Here is a 17,074-nt window from a genome sequence, read left to right as displayed (position 1 = left end):
TTCGCCCCCCGCCCCGGTCAAGCGCCTATTCGGCGGCCGCCTCGCGCGGCGGCGGGCCGGGCTTTTGTCGTGCGTCCGGGGCGGCGGGCTTGCCGCCGCGCAGCCGCGCGAGGCGCTCGCCGATCCCGCGCACGACCACATAGAAGGTCGGCGTGAACAGAAGGCCGAACAGGGTCACGCCGAGCATGCCGAAGAACACCGCCGTGCCGAGCGACTGGCGCATCTCGGCGCCCGCGCCCTGCGCCTCCGCAAGCGGCAGCACGCCGAAGATGAAGGCGAAGGAGGTCATCAGGATCGGCCGCAGCCGCGTGCGCGCGGCGCGCACCGCCGCCTCGAAGCGGGTCGCGCCCTCCTCCTCGGCCTGCTTGGCGAATTCGACGATCAGGATGGCGTTCTTGGCGGCGAGCCCGACGAGCACCACGAGGCCGATGTCGACGAGGATGTTGCGGTCGAGCCCGCGCCAGGTGACGCCGAGCATCGCCGCGAGGATGCACATCGGCACGATGAGGATGACCGCGACCGGCAGCAGCCAGCTTTCATAAAGCGCGGCGAGCAGCAGGAACACGAACACCACGGCGAGGCCGAAGGCGATCATCGCCGTGTTGCCGGCGAGCTTCTCCTGCAGCGCGATCTCGGTCCATTCGAAGCCGAAGCCCTGCGGCAGAACCTTCGCCGCAAGCGCCTCGATCGCGGCGATGCCCTGCCCCGAGGAGAAGCCGCGCGTGAGCGCGACCTGCACCTCGGCCGCCGGATAGAGGTTGAAGCGGGTGACGCGGAACGGCCCCGTGGTGTCGCGGAATTCGGCGACGGAGCCGATCGGCACCATGTCGCCGGCGGCGTTGCGGGTCTTGAGGTTGGCGACGTCGCGCGTCGTCAGGCGGAACGGCGCGTCGGCCTGGGCGGTCACCTGGTAGGTGCGCCCGAGCAGGTTGAAGTCGTTGATGTAGGCCGAGCCCATATAGGTCGAGAGCGCGCCGAAGACCTGGCTGATCGGCACGCCGAGAAGCTCGGCCTTGGTGCGGTCGACGTCGGCGTAGATCTGCGGCGTCTTGGTGTTGAACAGGGTGAAGGCCTGGGCGAAGCCGGGGTTCTGGCGCGTCGCGCCGACAAGCCCCCAGGTCGCCGCCTCGAGCGCCTGCGGCCCGCGTCCGGCGCGGTCCTGCACATAGCCCTTGAGGCCGCCGCCGGTGCCGATGCCGGGCACGGAGGGCGGCTCCAGCACGAAGGCGAAGGCCTCGGTCACGGCGGAAAGATGCTGGCGCACGTCGGCGAGGATTTTGGCCGAGCCGAGGCCGTGCTTCACGCGCTCCTCGAACGGCTTCAGGCTGACGAAGATGACGCCGGTGTTGGTGGCGTTGGTGAAGGTCGCGCCGTCGAAGCCCGCGAACACCACCGCATGGGCGACGCCCTCGCGCGCGAGGATGATGTCGGTCGCCTTGCGCAGCGCGCGGTCGGTGCGTTCGAGCGAGGCGCCGGGCGGAAGCTGGAAGGCGGCGATGAGATAGCCGCGGTCGAGCTGCGGGATGAGGCCCGTCGGCGTGCGGTTCAGCACGTCGAAGGCGAGATAGATCAGCCCGGCGTAGACGACGAGCACGATCGCGCCGAGGCGGATGAGCCGCGCGGTGAGCGCGCCATAGCCGCGCGAGAGCGCGTCGAACAGGCGGTTGAAGCCGGCGAAGAACCAGCGCAGCGGCGCGCCGAGCCTGTAGAGAAGCCCCTGCGTCTTCGGCGCGGCGCGCTCCTTCAGCAGGATCGCGGCGAGCGCCGGCGACAGGGTCAGCGAGACGAAGGCCGAGATCAGCGTCGCGCCGGCGATGGTGATCGCGAACTGCCTGTAGAAGGCGCCCTGCAGCCCCGAGATGAAGGCTGTGGGAATGAACACGGCGCACAGCACCAGCGCGATCGCGAGCAGCGCGCCGCCGACCTCGTCCATGGTCTTGTGGGCGGCCTCGCGCGGGCTCGCGCCATGTTCGAGATAGCGCTCGACGTTCTCGACCACCACGATGGCGTCGTCGACGACGATGCCGATGGCGAGCACGAGGCCGAACAGGGAGAGCGTGTTGAAGGTGAGGCCGACGCCGCTCATCACGAGGAAGCAGCCGATCAGCGACACCGGAATGGCGATGACCGGGATGACCGCCGCGCGCCAGGTCTGCAGGAACACGATGACCACGATCACCACGAGCAGCACGGCCTCGTAGAGCGTGTGCACCACCTCGTCGACCGACTGCTGGATGAATTCGGTCGGGTTGTAGACGACCGTGTAGTCGAGGCCCGGCGGAAAATCCTTCTTCGCCGCCTCCATCGTCGCGCGCACGGCGGCGGCGGTCGCGAGCGCGTTCGAGCCCGGCCGCTGGAACAGGACGAGGGCGGTGGCGGCGTCGCGGTCGAGATAGGCGTTGACGGTGTAGTCCTGCGCGCCGAGCTCGACGCGGGCGACGTCGCGCACGCGCACATAGCCGTCGGGGTCCGAGCGGATGACGATGTCCTCGAACTGCTGCGGATCGGAGAGGCGCCCGAGCGTCTGCACCGAAAGCTGGAAGGCGCTCTGCGAGGTGATCGGCGGCTGGTTGATCGCGCCCGCCGCGACCTGCAGATTGGCCGCCTGCAGCGCGCGCACCACCTCCTCGGCGGTCAGGCCGCGCGCAGCGACCTTGGCGGGGTCGAGCCACACGCGCATGGCGTAGTCGCGCGCGCCGAAGACATTGACCCGGCCGACGCCGTCGACGCGGGCGAGCGCGTCCTTGAGGTAGAGCGTCGCGTAGTTCGAGATATATTGCTGGCTGCGCGAGCCGTCGGGCGAGACGAGATGCACGACCATCATCAGGTCGGGCGAGGCCTTCTGCACCGTGACGCCCTGGCGGATCACGGCTTCCGGCAGGCGCGGAGTGGCGATGGCGACGCGGTTCTGCACCAGCACCTGCGCCTTGTCGACGTCGACGCCGGGCTTGAAGGTGACGTCGATCGACAGCCGTCCGTCGCCGGTCGACTGCGAGGTGATGTAGAGCATGTCGTCGACGCCGTTGACCTGCTGCTCGATCGGCGTCGCCACCGTCGCCGCGATCACCTCGGCCGAGGCGCCCGGGTAGGTGGTCGTGATGTTGACCGTCGGCGGCGCGATCTCCGGATATTCGGAGACCGGAAGCGTGCGCTGCGCGATCGCCCCGGCGATGGTCAGGATGATCGACAGGACCGCGGCGAAGATCGGACGGTCGATGAAGAAATGGGAAAAGCGCATGATCGTCCCCGCCGCAGGGCGGCCCGGCTTGAAATGAGGAGAGCGCCGCCCGTCAGTTCGACGGCGCGGCCGGGAAGACGATCTCGCCCGGCTTCGGATCGACCTTCGCGCCCGGCCGCACGAACGGGTTGGCGACGCCCGCGATGATCACCCGGTCATGCGGGCCGAGCCCGCCGAGGATCACGCGCAGGCCCTCGTGCATCGGCCCGAGCGTCACCCGCTTCGGGACCACCGTGTCGTCGGGCGCGACGGTCAGGATCATTTTCGAGGCTTGGTCCGACACGATCACGTCGTCGGGCACGAGCAGGGCGTCGATGTCGCCGCCAAACAGGCGCAGCCGGCCGAACGAGCCCGGCAGCAGGAAAAGATCCTTGTTGTCGAGCACGGCGCGGCCGCGGATCGTGCCGGAGCGCGCGTTGAGCGCGTTGTCGACGAAATCCATCACGCCCTTGTGGCTGCGGCTCCAGTCGGTCTCGTCGGCGAGCCGGACCATGACCGGATTCTTGAACTCGCGCGACGACGGCCTGACCTTGGCGTCGGCGAGACGCGCGTAGCGGATGTAATCGGCCTCGGAGGCGTCGAACACGAAATGGATCGGGTCGAGCGTGACGATGGTGGTGAGCAGGCTGCCCGTCGTCTGGCCGCCCTGCACCAGATTGCCGACGTCGACGCGATGGTCGGAGACGCGGCCGGCGATCGGCGCGCGCACCTCGGTCCAGTCGAGGTTGAGCTCGGCGTTGCGCAGCGCCGCTTCGGCGGCGAGCTGCTGGGCCTTGGCGATGTCGAGCGAGGATTTGCGCTGGTCGACGTCGCGCGAGGTGATCGCCCGGCTCTCGACGAGCTGCTGCGCGCGGGTGACGTCGTTGGCGGCGACCTCGACCTGCGCCTTCGCCTTGGCGACCTCGGCCCTGGCGCTGTCCACCGCGATGCGATAGGGGCGCTGGTCGATCACGTAAAGCAGGTCCCCGGCCGCGACGAGCTGGCCGTCGGTGAAGCCGATCGCCTCGACCGCGCCCGAGACGCGCGGCCGGATCTCGACGTTCTGGATCGGCTCGAAACGGCCCGTATATTCGTCCCAGCGCGGCACGGTGCGCGCGAGCGGCGTCGCCACCGTCACCTGCGGCGGGGGCGGGCCCTGCGGCGGCTTGTCCTCGGCGCGCGCCGAAGACGCCCCGCCGAGAACGGCCAGGGGCAGGATCAGGGCCAGGATCAGGGCCGCGGCGAGGGCGCGCGGCGCGCCGCCTGTCGAAATCTTGCGCATGACTCTCTCCGCGCCCGAAAACGCGCGCCCCTCTGCGGGCCGCGCCGGACTTCATGCGGCCGGGCGGCGCCGGCGCGTCCTTGGGACGCCTCTCAAACCATGGTTACTTGCAAATTACAAGCGACCGCCGCGTCGCAGCGCGGGCGTGTCCGCAAGGACGTCTTCGCACGTGCGAAATTGCGCGCAATCGCCGTCGCGCTCAATCGTCATGAGAGAATTTAACGATTGGACAGCCCTTCGCCGGTGGTGAAAGACTCGGCCCGATCAGGCGCGGAGATCACAACCGCGAAGGGAGGCGACATGAACGTCGAAGCCAAATGCCCCATGCATGGCGGCAGGGTCGAAGGCCAGGCCGTGCTGTTCGAGATGACCAACCGGCTGTGGTGGCCAAACCAGCTCGACCTCTCCGTTCTTCACCAGAATCCGCCCGCAGGCGACCCGATGCGCGCGGATTTCGACTATGCGGCCGAATTCAGAACGCTCGACCTCAAGGCCGTGAAGGCCGACATTTTCGCGCTGATGACCACGTCGCAGCCGTGGTGGCCGGCCGACTTCGGCCATTACGGCCCGCTGTTCATCCGCATGGCCTGGCACAGCGCCGGCACCTACCGCGTCGGCGACGGGCGCGGCGGCGCGGGGGCCGGCTCGCAGCGCTTCGCGCCGTTAAACAGCTGGCCGGACAACGCCAACCTCGACAAGGCGCGCATGCTGCTGTGGCCGGTCAAGCAGAAATACGGCCGCAAGCTGTCCTGGGCCGACCTCATCGTCTACGCCGGCAATTGCGCGCTCGAATCGATGGGCTTCAGGACCGCGGGCTTCGGCGGCGGCCGCAAGGACGTGTGGGAGCCGCAAAACGACGTCAACTGGGGGCCCGAGCGCGAATGGCTCGGCGGCGACAAGCGCTACAGCGGCGAGCGCGACCTCGCCAATCCGCTGGCCGCCGTGCAGATGGGCCTCATCTATGTGAACCCCGAAGGCCCGAACGGCGCGCCGGACCCGGTCGCCGCGGCGCATGACATCCGCGAGACCTTCGCCCGCATGGCCATGAACGACGAGGAGACCGTCGCCCTCATCGCCGGCGGCCACACCTTCGGCAAGACCCATGGCGCGGCCGTGCCCGACCAGTATGTCGGCCCCGAGCCCGAGGGCGCCCCGATCGAGATGCAGGGGCTTGGCTGGGCGAACAGCTTCGGCTCGGGCGCGGGCCGCGACGCCATCACGAGCGGCATCGAGGTGATCTGGACCGAGACGCCGACGCAATGGAGCAACAACTTCTTCAAGAACCTGTTCGAATATGACTGGGTTCTGACCCGGAGCCCGGCCGGCGCGCATCAGTGGACCCCGACCAACCCGGAAGCCCAGGGCCTCGTGCCCGACGCGCATGATCCGCACAGGCGCCACGCGCCGGCGATGCTGACGACCGACCTCTCGCTGCGCTTCGACCCGGCTTACGAGAAGATCTCGCGCCGCTTCTACGAGCGTCCGGACGAGCTCGCCCAAACCTTCGCCGAAGCCTGGTACAAGCTGACGCATCGCGACATGGGCCCCCATGTCCGCCTGCTCGGCCCCGAAGTTCCGGCGCAGCCGCGCGTCTGGCAGGACCCGGTCCCGCCGGTCGACCATCCGCTCGTCGACGACGCCGACGTCGCCGCGCTCAAGGCCAGGCTCCTCGACTCGGGCCTGTCGATCTCGCGCCTCGTCACGACCGCCTTCGCCTCGGCCTCGACCTTCCGCGGCAGCGACAAGCGCGGCGGGGCGAATGGCGCGCGCATCCGCCTCGCGCCGCAGAAGGACTGGGACGTGAACGAGCCGCAAGAGCTCGCCGCGGCGCTCGCCGCGCTCGAAAAGGTCCGGCAGGACTTCAACGCCTCCGCGCCCGGCGGCAAAAGGATCTCGCTCGCCGACCTCATCGTGCTCGGCGGCTGCGCGGCGGTCGAGGCGGCCGCGAAGAAGGCCGGCCATGACGTCACCGCGCCCTTCACGCCCGGCCGGACCGACGCCACGCCCGAGCAGACCGACGTCGACAGCTTCGCGCCGCTCGAGCCGAAGATCGACGGCTTCCGCAACTTCATCGGCGGCGACCTCTATGCGTCGGCCGAGGAGCATCTCGTCGACCGCGCCCATCTGCTCACCCTGAGCGCGCCCGAAATGACCGCGCTCGTCGGCGGCCTGCGCGTGCTCGGCGCCAATTACGGCGGCTCGAAGCACGGCGTGTTCACCGACCGGCCCGAGACCCTGACCAACGACTTCTTCGTGAACCTGCTGAAGACCAGCACGGACATGAAGTGGACCGCGTCGGACGCCGAGGACGGCGTGTTCGTGGCGAGCGACCGCGCGACCGGCGAGCAGAAGCTCGCCGGCACGCGCGTCGACCTGATCTTCGGGTCGAACTCGCAGCTGCGCGCGCTGTCTGAAGCCTACGCCACGGACGACGCCGGCGCGTTCTTCGTCGACGCCTTCGTCAAGGTCTGGACCAAGCTCATGAACCTCGACCGCTTCGACCTGCGCGTCGACCTGCGCGGCTGAGCCGCGTCATCTTCCGCGGCCGCGCCGTTTTCCGGGCGCGCGGCCGCGCCGGCCTGCCCCTCCCCTGCCCTTTTTCTTCAATCGCGCGCGGCCCCGCCCCGCGCGATTTTTCTTGAGAGCGCGGCGAGGCCCTGCGCGTCGGGCGCGGCCCCGCCGCGGCCGTAAAGCCCGGCCTCAAGCCGGGCGAGCTCGGGCCCGGCGCCGCGCGCCGCGCGCGCGAACCGCTCGGGAAAAGCCCGCGAAAGGGCGAGCGTCGCGGCCATGACGCCGGCGGCGTCGCCCCTTCGCCCCGCCCGCCGCAGCCGCGCAAGCTCGGCCCGCCCCGGCGCGCGCCAGAAAGCGAGACGGCCGCCAAGCGCCCCGACATGGGCCGGCGAGGTCAGGATCAAAAGGCCGAGCGCCGCCGCCCATGCGAAGCCCAGCCCCGCCGCGCCGAGACGGCGCGCGAACGAGGCCCCTTCGCTCGCCCCGCCGGCGATCTGCGGCGCGTTCGGATCGACAAAGGCGACGACGCGCGGCGGCAGCGACGCTTCGCGCATGCGGCGCTCGACCGTGTCGAACCAGGCGACATGGATCGCCGGCGTCTTCGCCGGCTCGCTCGACGCGGGCCTGACGTCGTAACGGTAGACCGCCTTCGCGGTCAGGCCCTTCGGCGTCGCGATGGTTTCGCGCTCGGCCGGCGCGGCGAAGACGATGAGCCCCGGCGCGCGCATCGGCGGCGGCGGCGGCAGCCGGTCGGCGGTGAGCCCCTCGGCCATGATCGTCAGGGTCCGCCGCGCCGCGTCGTTGAGGCCGAGCCGGTCGGGGCGCGGCTCCCATTCGTCGGTCAGGGTCACGGAGCGCGCCGGCAGAAAAAAGTCGCCGGGCTTGACGAGCCCGTCGAGCGCGCGCGCCTCGACCGTCACGGGGGCCGAGGAGAAGGCCGCGTCGCGGCGCGTGTTGTCCGGCCCGATCAGCTCGACCTTGCGGGTGAAGGGGTCGATCGTCAGGCGGCCGGGCCGGCGCGGAAAGATCGCGATCGCCCGTTCGAGGCCGCGCAGCGTGACGCCCGCGACCTGCGTCTCGACCTCGACGTCGCGCCCATATTGGCGCCAGTCGAAATCGACGAGCTGCGGCTGCTCGATTTCGTGGCGGGCCACGGGAGCCTCGATGAAGGAGCGCAGCCGCAGGATCAGCATCTCGCCGACATAGGGCTCCTTCGGCCCGTCGACGACCGCTTCGGTCAGCGCCAGCGGCGCCGCGGGCTCGGCGCGCGGGCGGGCGCCCGGCGACAGCGCCGCGAGCGCCAGAGCGAGCGCCAGGGAGACTGCGAGGCGGCGCGGATCAGTCATCGTCGCGGGCCTCGCTCGCGGCGGCCCGGCGCCGCGCCCGCTCGGCCTTCACATGCAGCTTGAGCCACTGGCCGGGGTCGTCGGGCACGGCGTCGAGCCAGTCGCGCGTCGGCAGCACGGCGTGATGGTCGAGCGTGCGGCGCGCCGAAAGATCGCGCGCGGCCATCATCTTGGTGATGTCGGCGAGCTCGCCGCCGGCCTGGCCCGCGCCGCCCGCGTTGCCGGCCGAGCCCGTCGCGCGCTTTTGCGCGGCGTCAGCGCCCTTGTCGGAGCGGCCGGATTTCGGCGCGCTCCCCTGCCCCTGCGCGCCGGTCGATTTCGACTGGATGGTCCCGACGAGCCCCGAGCCCGTGCTTTTCGCGTCGCTCAGCTCCGGCGTCGAGCGCGGCCCGTGGATCTGCTTCGTGGCGTCGGCGCCGGCGGCCCCGCCCTCGCGCCTGCGCCCCTCGCCGCCGGCGGCCGCGAAACAGCCGCCACGATCTCGCGGTTGGCGGCGGCGTCGGCGTCTTCGGCGTCGCGCCCGAGCGCCTCGTCGAAGGCCGCGAGCGCCTCGGCGTAGCGCCCGGCCCGCGTCAGCGCGACGCCGCGATTATAGGCCTCGCCCGGCCCGAAGGCCGCTCGCCGCCTCGTCCCAGCGCCCGGCGGCGGCGAGCGCCGTCCCCTTCCAGCCGGGCGTCGGCGAGGACGCCTGCCGCTGGCCCCGGCGAGCCGGCGGCGAACAGCAGCCGGCGAGTCCTGCGCCGCGCCGAGGGCGAAGAGACGGCGAGCGGGCGCAAGCGCCAGCACGAGGATCGCGAGCCGCCTCATCGCCCGACCCGCAGAAAGGCGAGCAGCGCCGGAATGGCGAGGCGAGAAGGACACCGCCGAAATCGCGCCAGAACAGCGAGGCCGCGCGGGCGCTCGCGAGGCGAAGCGGCGCGCGTCCCTCGATCGCCGCCAGCACGGGCGCGGGCGCGGCCGCCTCCGCGAACACGCCGCCGCCCGCGGCCGAGAGCGCGAGCAGCGCGGCCCGCCGCGCCGCCGCCTCGCTCGGCGTCCGGCCCGGCGGCGGCGCATGGAGCGCATGGACGGACAGGCCCTGCGCGCGCAGGGCGCGCGCCTGCGCGACGGCCTCTTCGCCGACGCCGCGCCCGACGAGACGAGCGTGACGTCGCCGGAGACGACCCCCATTTCGCGGGCGGTCCTGAGCGCCAGCGCGAGCGCGAGGTCCGGCCGCGCGCCGAAGTCGGCACGGTCTCGTCGTCGACGGCGAGAAAACGAGCCCAGCGCCGCCGCGTCGTCGGTGGGCGGAGCGGCGAGATGAGCGTCGCCGGCGTAAAGAATGAGCCCCGCCTGACGCGCCGCGCCGGCTCGAGCGCCTGATGCGCGCTAGCGCGCGCCTGCCGCAGCCCGGCGCGCGAAGCCGCTTCGGCAGAGACGTCGACGAGGACGAAATTGGCGTCGAGGTTGCGGAAGCGCTCCGCGTCGGAGCGCCGCTGCGCCGGCCCGGCGAGGCCGAGCGCGAGCAGCAGCAGCGCGGCGAGCAGGAGCGCCGCCGCGCCGCGCCGCGCGGCCCCGCGCCGGGCCATCGCCGCGAGGAGATGAGCGTCCGCCGCGCGCGGCCAGTCGCCAAGGCCCCCGCCCGCGCGGCGCGCCCGCAGCGCGGCGAAAGCCAGCACCGAGGCGCGGCCGCGGCGAGCCGCCAAGGGCCGCATCAGCGCACTAATCGCCGAGGACGATCATCGGGCCGCCCCCGCGCGTGCGCCAGCGCCGCGAAGACGAGGAAGGACGCCGCGGCGGGCCATGGCCAGAGCTCGCGCCGCTCGATCGCCGCGGCGAAGCCGCGGCCTCGCCCGCGACCAGCGCCTCGATGGCGCGCGAGGCCACGTCGAGCTCGGCGGTGGAGCGGGCGCGGAAGGCGCGCCCGCCGCCGATCGCCTGAGCCGCTGCAGCGCGGCGTAGTCGACCGGGTCGCCAAGCCCGTTGAAGGTCTGTTCGTCGAGAACGCCCATGCCGATCGTGTAGACGCGCACGCCAAGCTCGCGCGCGTAGGCCGCGCGACGCCCTCGGGGTCGGTCGTGCCGGCGTCATTGGCGCCGTCGACAGAAGCACCACGATGCGCGAGGGCGCGCCGAGGCCGCGAGCCGCTTGAGCGTGAGGCCAGGCCCCTGATCGCCGATGGCGGTCGAATGGCCGACGAGCCCGGAGCGGAACCTCGCGCAGCGCGCGAGCGGCGGCGTCGACGTCGAAGCTGAGCGGCGCGGCGGCGTAGGCCTTTTCGGCGAACACGACGAGGCCGACGCGGTCGCCAGCGCGGCAGCATCTCGCGCCGACATGCTTCAGGGCGTCGACCCGGCTCGCCTTCGCCCCGTCGATCTCGAAATCCTCCGCCGCCATGCTGCCCGAAAGGTCGAGCGCGGAAACGCATGATGTCGCGCCCCGACGCCTGCGACGGCTGCGCCGCCGCCGCCACGCGCGGCCCGGCGAGGGCGAAGACCAGCGCCGCCCAGCCAGCACGAGCAGCGCCAGCGCCGGGCACCTTGCGCCCGCAAGGGCGCGGCCGCCGCGCCCGGCCCGAACCGCGCGGCGAGCGCGCGCGACAGTACCCCCGGCTCCGCCGCGCCCCCCGCCGCCACAACAGCGCGAGCAGCGGCAGCGGCAGCGCCAGAAGCGCGGGCGCGAAGGAGAAGTCGAAGCCGCTCATCGCCGCGCGCCCGCGCAGGGGCCGCGCGAGACGCGAAAGCTCGCGGTCGATGGCGTCGAGCGTTTCGGGTTTTTGGGGCTCCGGCCGGTAAAGCGCCTCGCCCAGCGCCCGCCCCGGCCCTTGCGCGAAGAACGAGCGCCGAACAGCGCGTCGAGCTTGCGCAGCGCATCGCCGAAGCGGCGGCGCTTGGCCCTGCGCGCGCGCGAGAGCGGCGGGCGAGCTTCGCCTGCGCCGCGAGACGCTCCTGCGGCGCAAGCCCGCGCGCGCCGGCGAGCAGCGCGGCGGCGGCGCAGCGCCCGCGCCGGCGCAGGCGCAGCCAGTTCGCGGCGCGACGCGGCCGCCGCCGCGAGGCCGAGCGCCGCGCCGACGAAGCGCCAGGGCGAGCAGCGCGCCCCCTCGCCGGCGTCTGGCGGCGGGCGGATCGGCCGCAGCGCGTCGCGAGCGTCCGGTCTCGGTCATCGACCTCTGGCCCGCCCGGCTCAGGCTTCGAGCCGCGCAAGACGCGCCGCGATCGCGTCCGGCGCGAGGCGCCGTCGAGCGCCAAAACCTCGGCGCCGAGCCGGCGCAGGCGGGCTGCGCGCGCGTCAGGCGCGGCCGCGGGCCAGGCCCGGCCTCGCCCACGTCAAGCCATCCGGCGGCGCCGGCGATGGTCACGAAGGGATAGGCGCCGGGCGGCGCGCGGTCTCGAAACGGTCGGTCATGAGCAGCACGGCGAGGTCGCGCCGGGCCGCGATCTTCTCGGCGACGGCGGCGAAGCGCGCCCTTCCTCGTCGAGGCCGGTCGCGAGCACGAAGCTCGCTGCGCCCGGCGACGGCGTCGGCCTCTTCGAGCGCGGCGTCGAGCGGCGGATCAGCGCGCGCCCCGCGGCGAGCGCCTCGGCATGGGCCGCGGCGAGCGCGCCGCAGGCCGCGATCATGGCCCGCGCCGCGCCCGTAGCGCAAAAGCTCCGCGCCCTGAAAGGTCAGCGCGACGAGCCCGACGCGCCCCTCGCGCGCCGCGCGCCAGCCGACGAGCGCCAGCGCCTCGGCCCCCGCAAGAACGCAGCGCGCGCCGCGTGCAAACAGCATGGAGGGCCGCAAGTCGGCGACGAGCAACACGGCGCGCTCGCGCTCCTCGCGGAAGGCGCGCACATGCGGCGCGCCGGCGCGCGCGGTGACGTTGCGGTCGAGATGGCGCAGGTCGTCGCCGTCGACCCAGGGCGCACGTCATGGATCTCGACGCCGCGGCCGCGCCGGCGATGCGGCGTCTCCCCGGCAGGGGCGAGCGCGGCGGCCCCGCCGGCGCGTCGAGGCGCAGCGCGAGATGGCGCAGGCTGAGGAGATGGTCGACGTCGAGCACGACGCCTCGCCCCAGATCCTGCCCCGACGTCCTCCTGCGCCGCCGGGCGCCGGCCCCGGCCCGCCGGCGGAGGCGCGAGGCGAGGCGCCAGCCAGCGCGCAGACGCGTTCGAAGAGAACATGACGGACCCCATCGCCTCACACGGGTTCGATCTCGTCGAGAAGGGCGAGCACCACGCCGCGCGGCGCCCCCTCGGCCAGCGCGCGCCAGGTCAGGATCAGCCGGTGCGAGAGCGTGTCGACGGCGAGCGCCGCGACGTCCTGCGGGCCCGCATGGTCCCGGCCCGCGAGAAAGGCGCGGGCCCTGGCGGCTCTTGCGAGCGCGATCGCCCCGCGCGGCGACGGCGGGTGCTCGACCTTGCGCAAGAGGCCCGGCGACGCGCCGCGCTGGAGGTGAGGCGCACGATATAATCCTTCACGGCCGGCGCGAGATAGACGCCCGCGGCCGCGCGCCGTGCCGCGAGGACGTCCTGCGCGCTCAGCAGCCCGGCGGCTGCGGCGGCCCCGCTCGCGTCCTCATCCTCGACGAGATCGAGGATGCGCCGTTCAGCTTCGGCGTCGAAGCCTTGACCTCGGCGTGCAGCATGAAGCGGTCGAGCTGCGCTTCGGGCAGCGGAAAGGTGCCCTCGTGCTCGATCGGGTTCTGCGTCGCCACGACCATGAAGGGGTCGGGCAGGACATGGGTGACGCCGGCGGCGGTGGTCTGGCGTTCGGCCATGGCTTCGAGCAGGGCCGACTGCACCTTCGGCGGGGCGCGGTTGATCTCGTCGACGAGCACCAGCGAATGAAAGAAGATCGGCCCGGGAATGAATTCGAACACGCCGCGGTCAGCCCGCCAGACCGTGGCGCCGGTGAGGTCCGCGGGCATCAGGTCAGGGTGCACTGGATGCGCGCGAGCAGCGCGTCGAGGCCTTCGGCGAGCAGCTTCGCCGCCCGCGTCTTGGCGAGGCCGGGCGCGCCTTCGATCAGCGCATGGCCGTCGGCGAGCAGCGCGACGAGAAGCCGCTCCACGAGCTCGGCCGCGCCGATGAGATGGGGTTCGAGGAAGGCGCGCAACGCGCGGAGCCGGCGCGCGAGGCGTTTCCCGTCCGCGGCGGGCTCCGCCGACGAAAAGGACTGGCGCGCGCAGCCGCGCGAAGCCTGCGCCGACGCGATGGACAATGCTGTTTCCTCCCGCCGCCTTTTCGCCGCCGCGGCGCGCGGGCCTCCATGATCTAGCCGGAACGGGCCCGGGTCAACCTGAAGCGGGACGGATTTACCCGCGCGAGCCGAGCGAGGAGACGCTAGCCGGCCGCCTCGAAGGTCGCGATCCAGCCGCGCAGCGCCGCGAAATCCTGATGCAGCTGCTCCAGCGCGAAGCCGAGCGCGAACAGCCGTTCCAGCGCATCGACGTCGAGCGCGCGCGTATGGCCTTCGCCGCGCCAGGCCGCGATATCCGCGTCATAGGCGGCGAGCGCCGCCTCGAACGCGTCGAGCGAAGCCGCCCAGCCCCCGGCGAGCGCGCCGGCCGACGCCTCAAGAAAGCCCCCGCCTTCCCCGGCCACGCGGTCGATCCGGGGGCCGAGCGTCTTGCGCAGCCCGTCCGGCAGCGGCTCGAGCACGGCGCGCGCCGATGATGACGAGATCGTGACGCAGCCGCAGCAGAATGGGCACGAGCGGCCAGCACATGGCCCTCGCCGCGCTGGACGCGCTCGCGCCGCGCCTCGTCGACGAAGATTTCGAGCCGCGCCAGCGCCAGGCCGAGCCCTTTCTGGATCTCGGAGACGCGGGCGAGGTCGAGCGGGCCGGCGCAGCCCCGCGACGCAGCTGGCGCAACACGTTCCATGCGCCGCAACATGGCGGCGGCGTTCTCGAGGCTCAGCGTATGGGCGCGCGACGGCAGCACGAAGAAGGAGACGAACAGCGCGACGAGGCCGCCGAGCAGAACCTCGAGCATGCGGAACTACGGCGGATTCGATCGGCGTCGCGTGGATGATGGTCGGCGCGAGCAGCACCATGACGGCCGTGAACGGCGCCGAGGCGAAGCGCGGCCGCAGCGCCGCGAGCAGCGCGACAGGCGGAACGCCGATGGCGAGGATCAGGAGATATCCGGCCTCGCCGCCATGCGGCACGGTCGCGGCGACGAACCCGCTGAACAGCGCTCCGCCGAGCGTCCCCGAAAAATAGTCGAGCGTCGCCTTGACCGAACGGCCAAGGCTCAGCTGCGACATGATGACGGAGGTCAGCACCGTCCACAGCACCTGCGGCACATGGAGCAGCAGCGACAGGACATAGGCGAGCAGCGCGGAAACCGTGACGCGCACGGCGAGGCGCAGCTCCGCCCGGTGGGCCCTCGTCCATTGGCGCGCCGCGCCGTAAAGACGCGCGGGCCCGGCCGTCCACGACGCCCCGTCCATGCTCGTGCGTTCCGCTCCCCCGCCGTCATCCTGAGACGCGTTCGGCGAAAACCAATTCGCTGAATGCGCGATAACTGTTTGTTAAGCGGCATTTTCCTGACGCGAAAGTCTGCGCCTTTCGCTGAAAATGCTCCAGACGCGTTCGGCGGCTCCCTTCGCGAAAGGCGCGACGCCGGTCCGTTCAAACGCTTGGCCCGACCGCATGGCCGCGCCGCGAAGCTGCGGTTTTCTCCAAACCTGCGCGCGAAAAATCACGCCGCGCGAGCGCAGACGCGGCTGCGCCTGCGACGCCTGCGTCCTGAGGAGAAAAAGCGGAGGCGCGCGGCCATGGCGTCGGGCGCAAGGCCGCAGTCGAGCGTCATGGCCTCGACGCCGAGCCGGCGCAGCCGGGCCTCGCGCGCGTCCGGGAGGGCGACGCCGGCCTCTCCCACGTCGAGCCATCCGGCCGCGCCGGCGAGCGTCGCGAAAGGATAGGCGCCGGGCGGCGGCGCGGTCTCGAAACGGTCGGTCATGAGAAGCGCGGCGAAGTCGCGCTTCGCGGCGATCTTCTCGGCGACGGCGGCAAAGCGCGCGCCTTCCTCGTCGAGCCCGGTGGCGAGCACGAAATCGGCGCCGCGCCCGGCGAGGCCGTCGGCCTCGTCGAGCGCCGCGTCGAGCGGCGGATCGGCGCGCGCGCCGGCGTTGAGCGCCTCGCGGTGGGCGGCGGCGAGCGCGCCGCAGACGGCGATCATGGCCCGCGCGCCGCGTCCGTAGCGCAGCAGCTGCGCGCCCTCATGGGTCAGCGCGACGAGCCCGACCCGCCCCTCGCGCGCGGCGCGCCAGCCGATCAGCGCCAGCGCCTCGGCGCCCGCATGGGAGCGCAGCGCGCGCCGCGTGCCAAACAGCATGGAGGGGCGCAGGTCGGCGACGAGCAGCGTCGCGCGCTCGCGCTCCTCGCGGAAGGCGCGCACATGCGGCGCGCCGGTCCGCGCCGTGACGTTGCGGTCGAGATGGCGCAGGTCGTCGCCGTCGACCCAGGGGCGCACGTCATGGATCTCGACGCCGCGGCCGCGCCGGCGATGCGGCGTTTCGCCCGGCAGGGCCGAGCGCGGCGGGCCCGCCGGCGCGTCGAGGCGCAGCGCGAGATGGCGCAGGCTCAAAAGGTGGTCGACGTCAAGCGCGACGCCCTTCGCCACGCCCTCTCCGGGGACGTCCTCGCGGGCCAAAACGGCGCCGGCCCCGGCCCGCCCGCGAAACGGCGAGGCGAGGCGAAAGCCAGCGCGAAGACGTTCGATGAGGCGCATCAGGGGTTTCCTCGCCTCACACGGGGTCGATCTCGTCGAGCAGGGCGAGCACCACGCCGCGCGGCGTCGCGCCCTCGGCCAGCGCGCGCCAGGTCAGGATCAGGCGGTGCGACAGCGTGTCGACGGCGAGCGCCGCCACGTCCTGCGGGCCGGCGTGGTCGCGGCCGAGCAGGAAGGCGCCGCGCGGCGAGGGCGGATGCTCGACCTTGCCCGCGCCGCTGAACCCGCCCGCGCCGCGCAGCGCCGAGGCGAGGCGCACGATATAGTCCTTCACCGCGGGCGCGAGATAGACGCCGCCCGCCGCGCGGCGCGCGGCCACGATCTCTTCGGCGGTCAGCACGCGCGGCGGCGCCGGCGGCCCGCAGGCGTCTTCATCCTCGACGAGGTCGAGAATGCGCCGCTCGGCGGCGGCGTCGGGCGCCTTGACCTCGGCATGCAGCATGAAGCGGTCGAGCTGCGCCTCGGGCAGCGGGAAGGTGCCTTCATGCTCGATCGGGTTCTGCGTCGCCACCACCATGAACGGGTCGGGCAGGCGGCGCGTGACGCCGGCGGCGGTGGTCTGGCGCTCGGCCATGGCTTCGAGCAGCGCCGACTGCACCTTCGGCGGGGCGCGGTTGATCTCGTCGACGAGCACCAGCGAATGAAAGACCGGCCCGGGGATGAACTCGAACACGCCGCGGTCCGGCCGCCAGACCGAGGCGCCCGTGATGTCGGCGGGCATCAGGTCGGGCGTGCACTGGACGCGCGCGAGCGGCGCGTCGAGCCCGTCGGCGAGCAGCTTCGCCGCCCGGGTCTTGGCGAGGCCGGGGGCGCCTTCGATCAGGACATGGCCGTCGGCGAGCAGCGCCACGAGCAGCCGCTCCACGAGGTCGGAGGCGCCGATGAGATGGGTTTCGAGAAAGCCCCTGAGCTCGCCGAGCCGGGCGGCGAGGCGTTCCGCCGCGGCCTGGTCCGCCGACGAAAGGGACTCCTGCGCGAAGCCGCGCGGCGCCGGCGCCGAAGCTGTGGACAATAGGTTT

12 protein-coding genes and 2 pseudogenes are annotated in these 17,074 nt (G+C 72.8%); 4 read left to right on the top strand and 10 right to left on the bottom strand.

The genetic code is table 11. The features are described 5' to 3' along the window. Positions 1-25 precede the first annotated feature (25 nt). Together ACILRB_RS05455 and ACILRB_RS05450 are read right to left on the bottom strand one after the other, a co-directional pair. Entirely contained in the window at positions 26-3,238 is a 3,213-nt protein-coding gene (locus ACILRB_RS05455; RefSeq protein WP_395665284.1) for an efflux RND transporter permease subunit, read from the bottom strand. A 52-nt stretch (positions 3,239-3,290) separates the two neighbouring features. Continuing rightward, on the bottom strand, positions 3,291-4,499 hold the full coding sequence (locus tag ACILRB_RS05450; RefSeq protein ID WP_395665283.1) for an efflux RND transporter periplasmic adaptor subunit: 1,209 nt from the start codon (positions 4,497-4,499) through the stop codon (positions 3,291-3,293). Positions 4,500-4,799: 300 nt separating this feature from the next. Here ACILRB_RS05450 and katG point away from each other — a divergent pair, with 300 nt between their 5' ends. Further along, positions 4,800-7,025, top strand: coding sequence for a catalase/peroxidase HPI (katG, locus tag ACILRB_RS05445; RefSeq protein ID WP_395665282.1), 2,226 nt, complete (start codon positions 4,800-4,802; stop codon positions 7,023-7,025). Between the two features lie 77 nt (positions 7,026-7,102). Here the strand turns inward: katG and ACILRB_RS05440 are convergent, their stop codons facing one another. After that, on the bottom strand, positions 7,103-8,356 hold the full coding sequence (locus ACILRB_RS05440; protein ID WP_395665281.1) for a hypothetical protein: 1,254 nt from the start codon (positions 8,354-8,356) through the stop codon (positions 7,103-7,105). Continuing rightward, the gene (locus ACILRB_RS05435) at positions 8,349-8,525 is read right to left on the bottom strand and encodes a hypothetical protein (protein WP_395665280.1); all 177 of its coding nucleotides are present in this window, start codon (positions 8,523-8,525) and stop codon (positions 8,349-8,351) included. Before ACILRB_RS05435 ends, ACILRB_RS05440 begins: the two co-directional genes overlap by 8 nt. Positions 8,526-9,410: 885 nt before the next feature. On the opposite strand from ACILRB_RS05435, the gene ACILRB_RS05430 reads away from it, so the two are divergent. After that, positions 9,411-9,659 (top strand): hypothetical protein, encoded by a 249-nt coding sequence (locus ACILRB_RS05430; RefSeq protein WP_395665279.1) that lies wholly within the window; start codon positions 9,411-9,413, stop codon positions 9,657-9,659. Between the two features lie 854 nt (positions 9,660-10,513). Continuing rightward, a complete protein-coding gene (locus ACILRB_RS05425; protein WP_395665278.1) occupies positions 10,514-10,765 on the top strand; it encodes a hypothetical protein in 252 nt (83 codons plus the stop codon). A gap of 924 nt (positions 10,766-11,689) precedes the next feature. On the opposite strand, the gene ACILRB_RS05420 is transcribed toward ACILRB_RS05425, so the two are convergent. The 3 genes and pseudogenes from ACILRB_RS05420 to ACILRB_RS05410 form a co-directional block, all read right to left on the bottom strand. Further along, complete coding sequence (locus ACILRB_RS05420; protein ID WP_395665314.1) at positions 11,690-12,217, bottom strand: DUF58 domain-containing protein; 528 nt, start codon at positions 12,215-12,217, stop codon at positions 11,690-11,692. A gap of 297 nt (positions 12,218-12,514) precedes the next feature. Then, a pseudogene (locus ACILRB_RS05415) lies at positions 12,515-13,432 on the bottom strand (AAA family ATPase). 227 nt (positions 13,433-13,659) lie between these two features. After that, positions 13,660-13,977 carry a hypothetical protein gene (locus tag ACILRB_RS05410; RefSeq protein WP_395665317.1) on the bottom strand — a complete coding sequence of 106 codons (318 nt, stop codon included), beginning with the start codon at positions 13,975-13,977 and terminating at the stop codon, positions 13,660-13,662. A gap of 65 nt (positions 13,978-14,042) precedes the next feature. Between ACILRB_RS05410 and ACILRB_RS05405 the strand changes: the two genes are divergently transcribed. Next, positions 14,043-14,351 (top strand): hypothetical protein, encoded by a 309-nt coding sequence (locus ACILRB_RS05405; protein ID WP_395665316.1) that lies wholly within the window; start codon positions 14,043-14,045, stop codon positions 14,349-14,351. 10 nt (positions 14,352-14,361) lie between these two features. Here ACILRB_RS05405 and ACILRB_RS05400 read toward each other — a convergent pair. The 3 genes and pseudogenes from ACILRB_RS05400 to ACILRB_RS05390 all read right to left on the bottom strand — a co-directional run. Next, a pseudogene (locus ACILRB_RS05400) lies at positions 14,362-14,772 on the bottom strand (FUSC family protein); the annotation flags it as partial. 251 nt (positions 14,773-15,023) lie between these two features. Further along, the gene (locus ACILRB_RS05395; protein WP_395665277.1) at positions 15,024-15,947 is read right to left on the bottom strand and encodes a DUF58 domain-containing protein; all 924 of its coding nucleotides are present in this window, start codon (positions 15,945-15,947) and stop codon (positions 15,024-15,026) included. 124 nt (positions 15,948-16,071) lie between these two features. Continuing rightward, the gene (locus ACILRB_RS05390) at positions 16,072-17,067 is read right to left on the bottom strand and encodes an AAA family ATPase (RefSeq protein ID WP_395665276.1); all 996 of its coding nucleotides are present in this window, start codon (positions 17,065-17,067) and stop codon (positions 16,072-16,074) included. Positions 17,068-17,074 lie beyond the last annotated feature (7 nt).

It is taken from the genome of Methylocella sp. (assembly GCF_044226135.1).
GTDB lineage: Bacteria > Pseudomonadota > Alphaproteobacteria > Rhizobiales > Beijerinckiaceae > Methylocapsa.
This window is presented reverse-complemented; position numbering and strand designations above follow the sequence as displayed.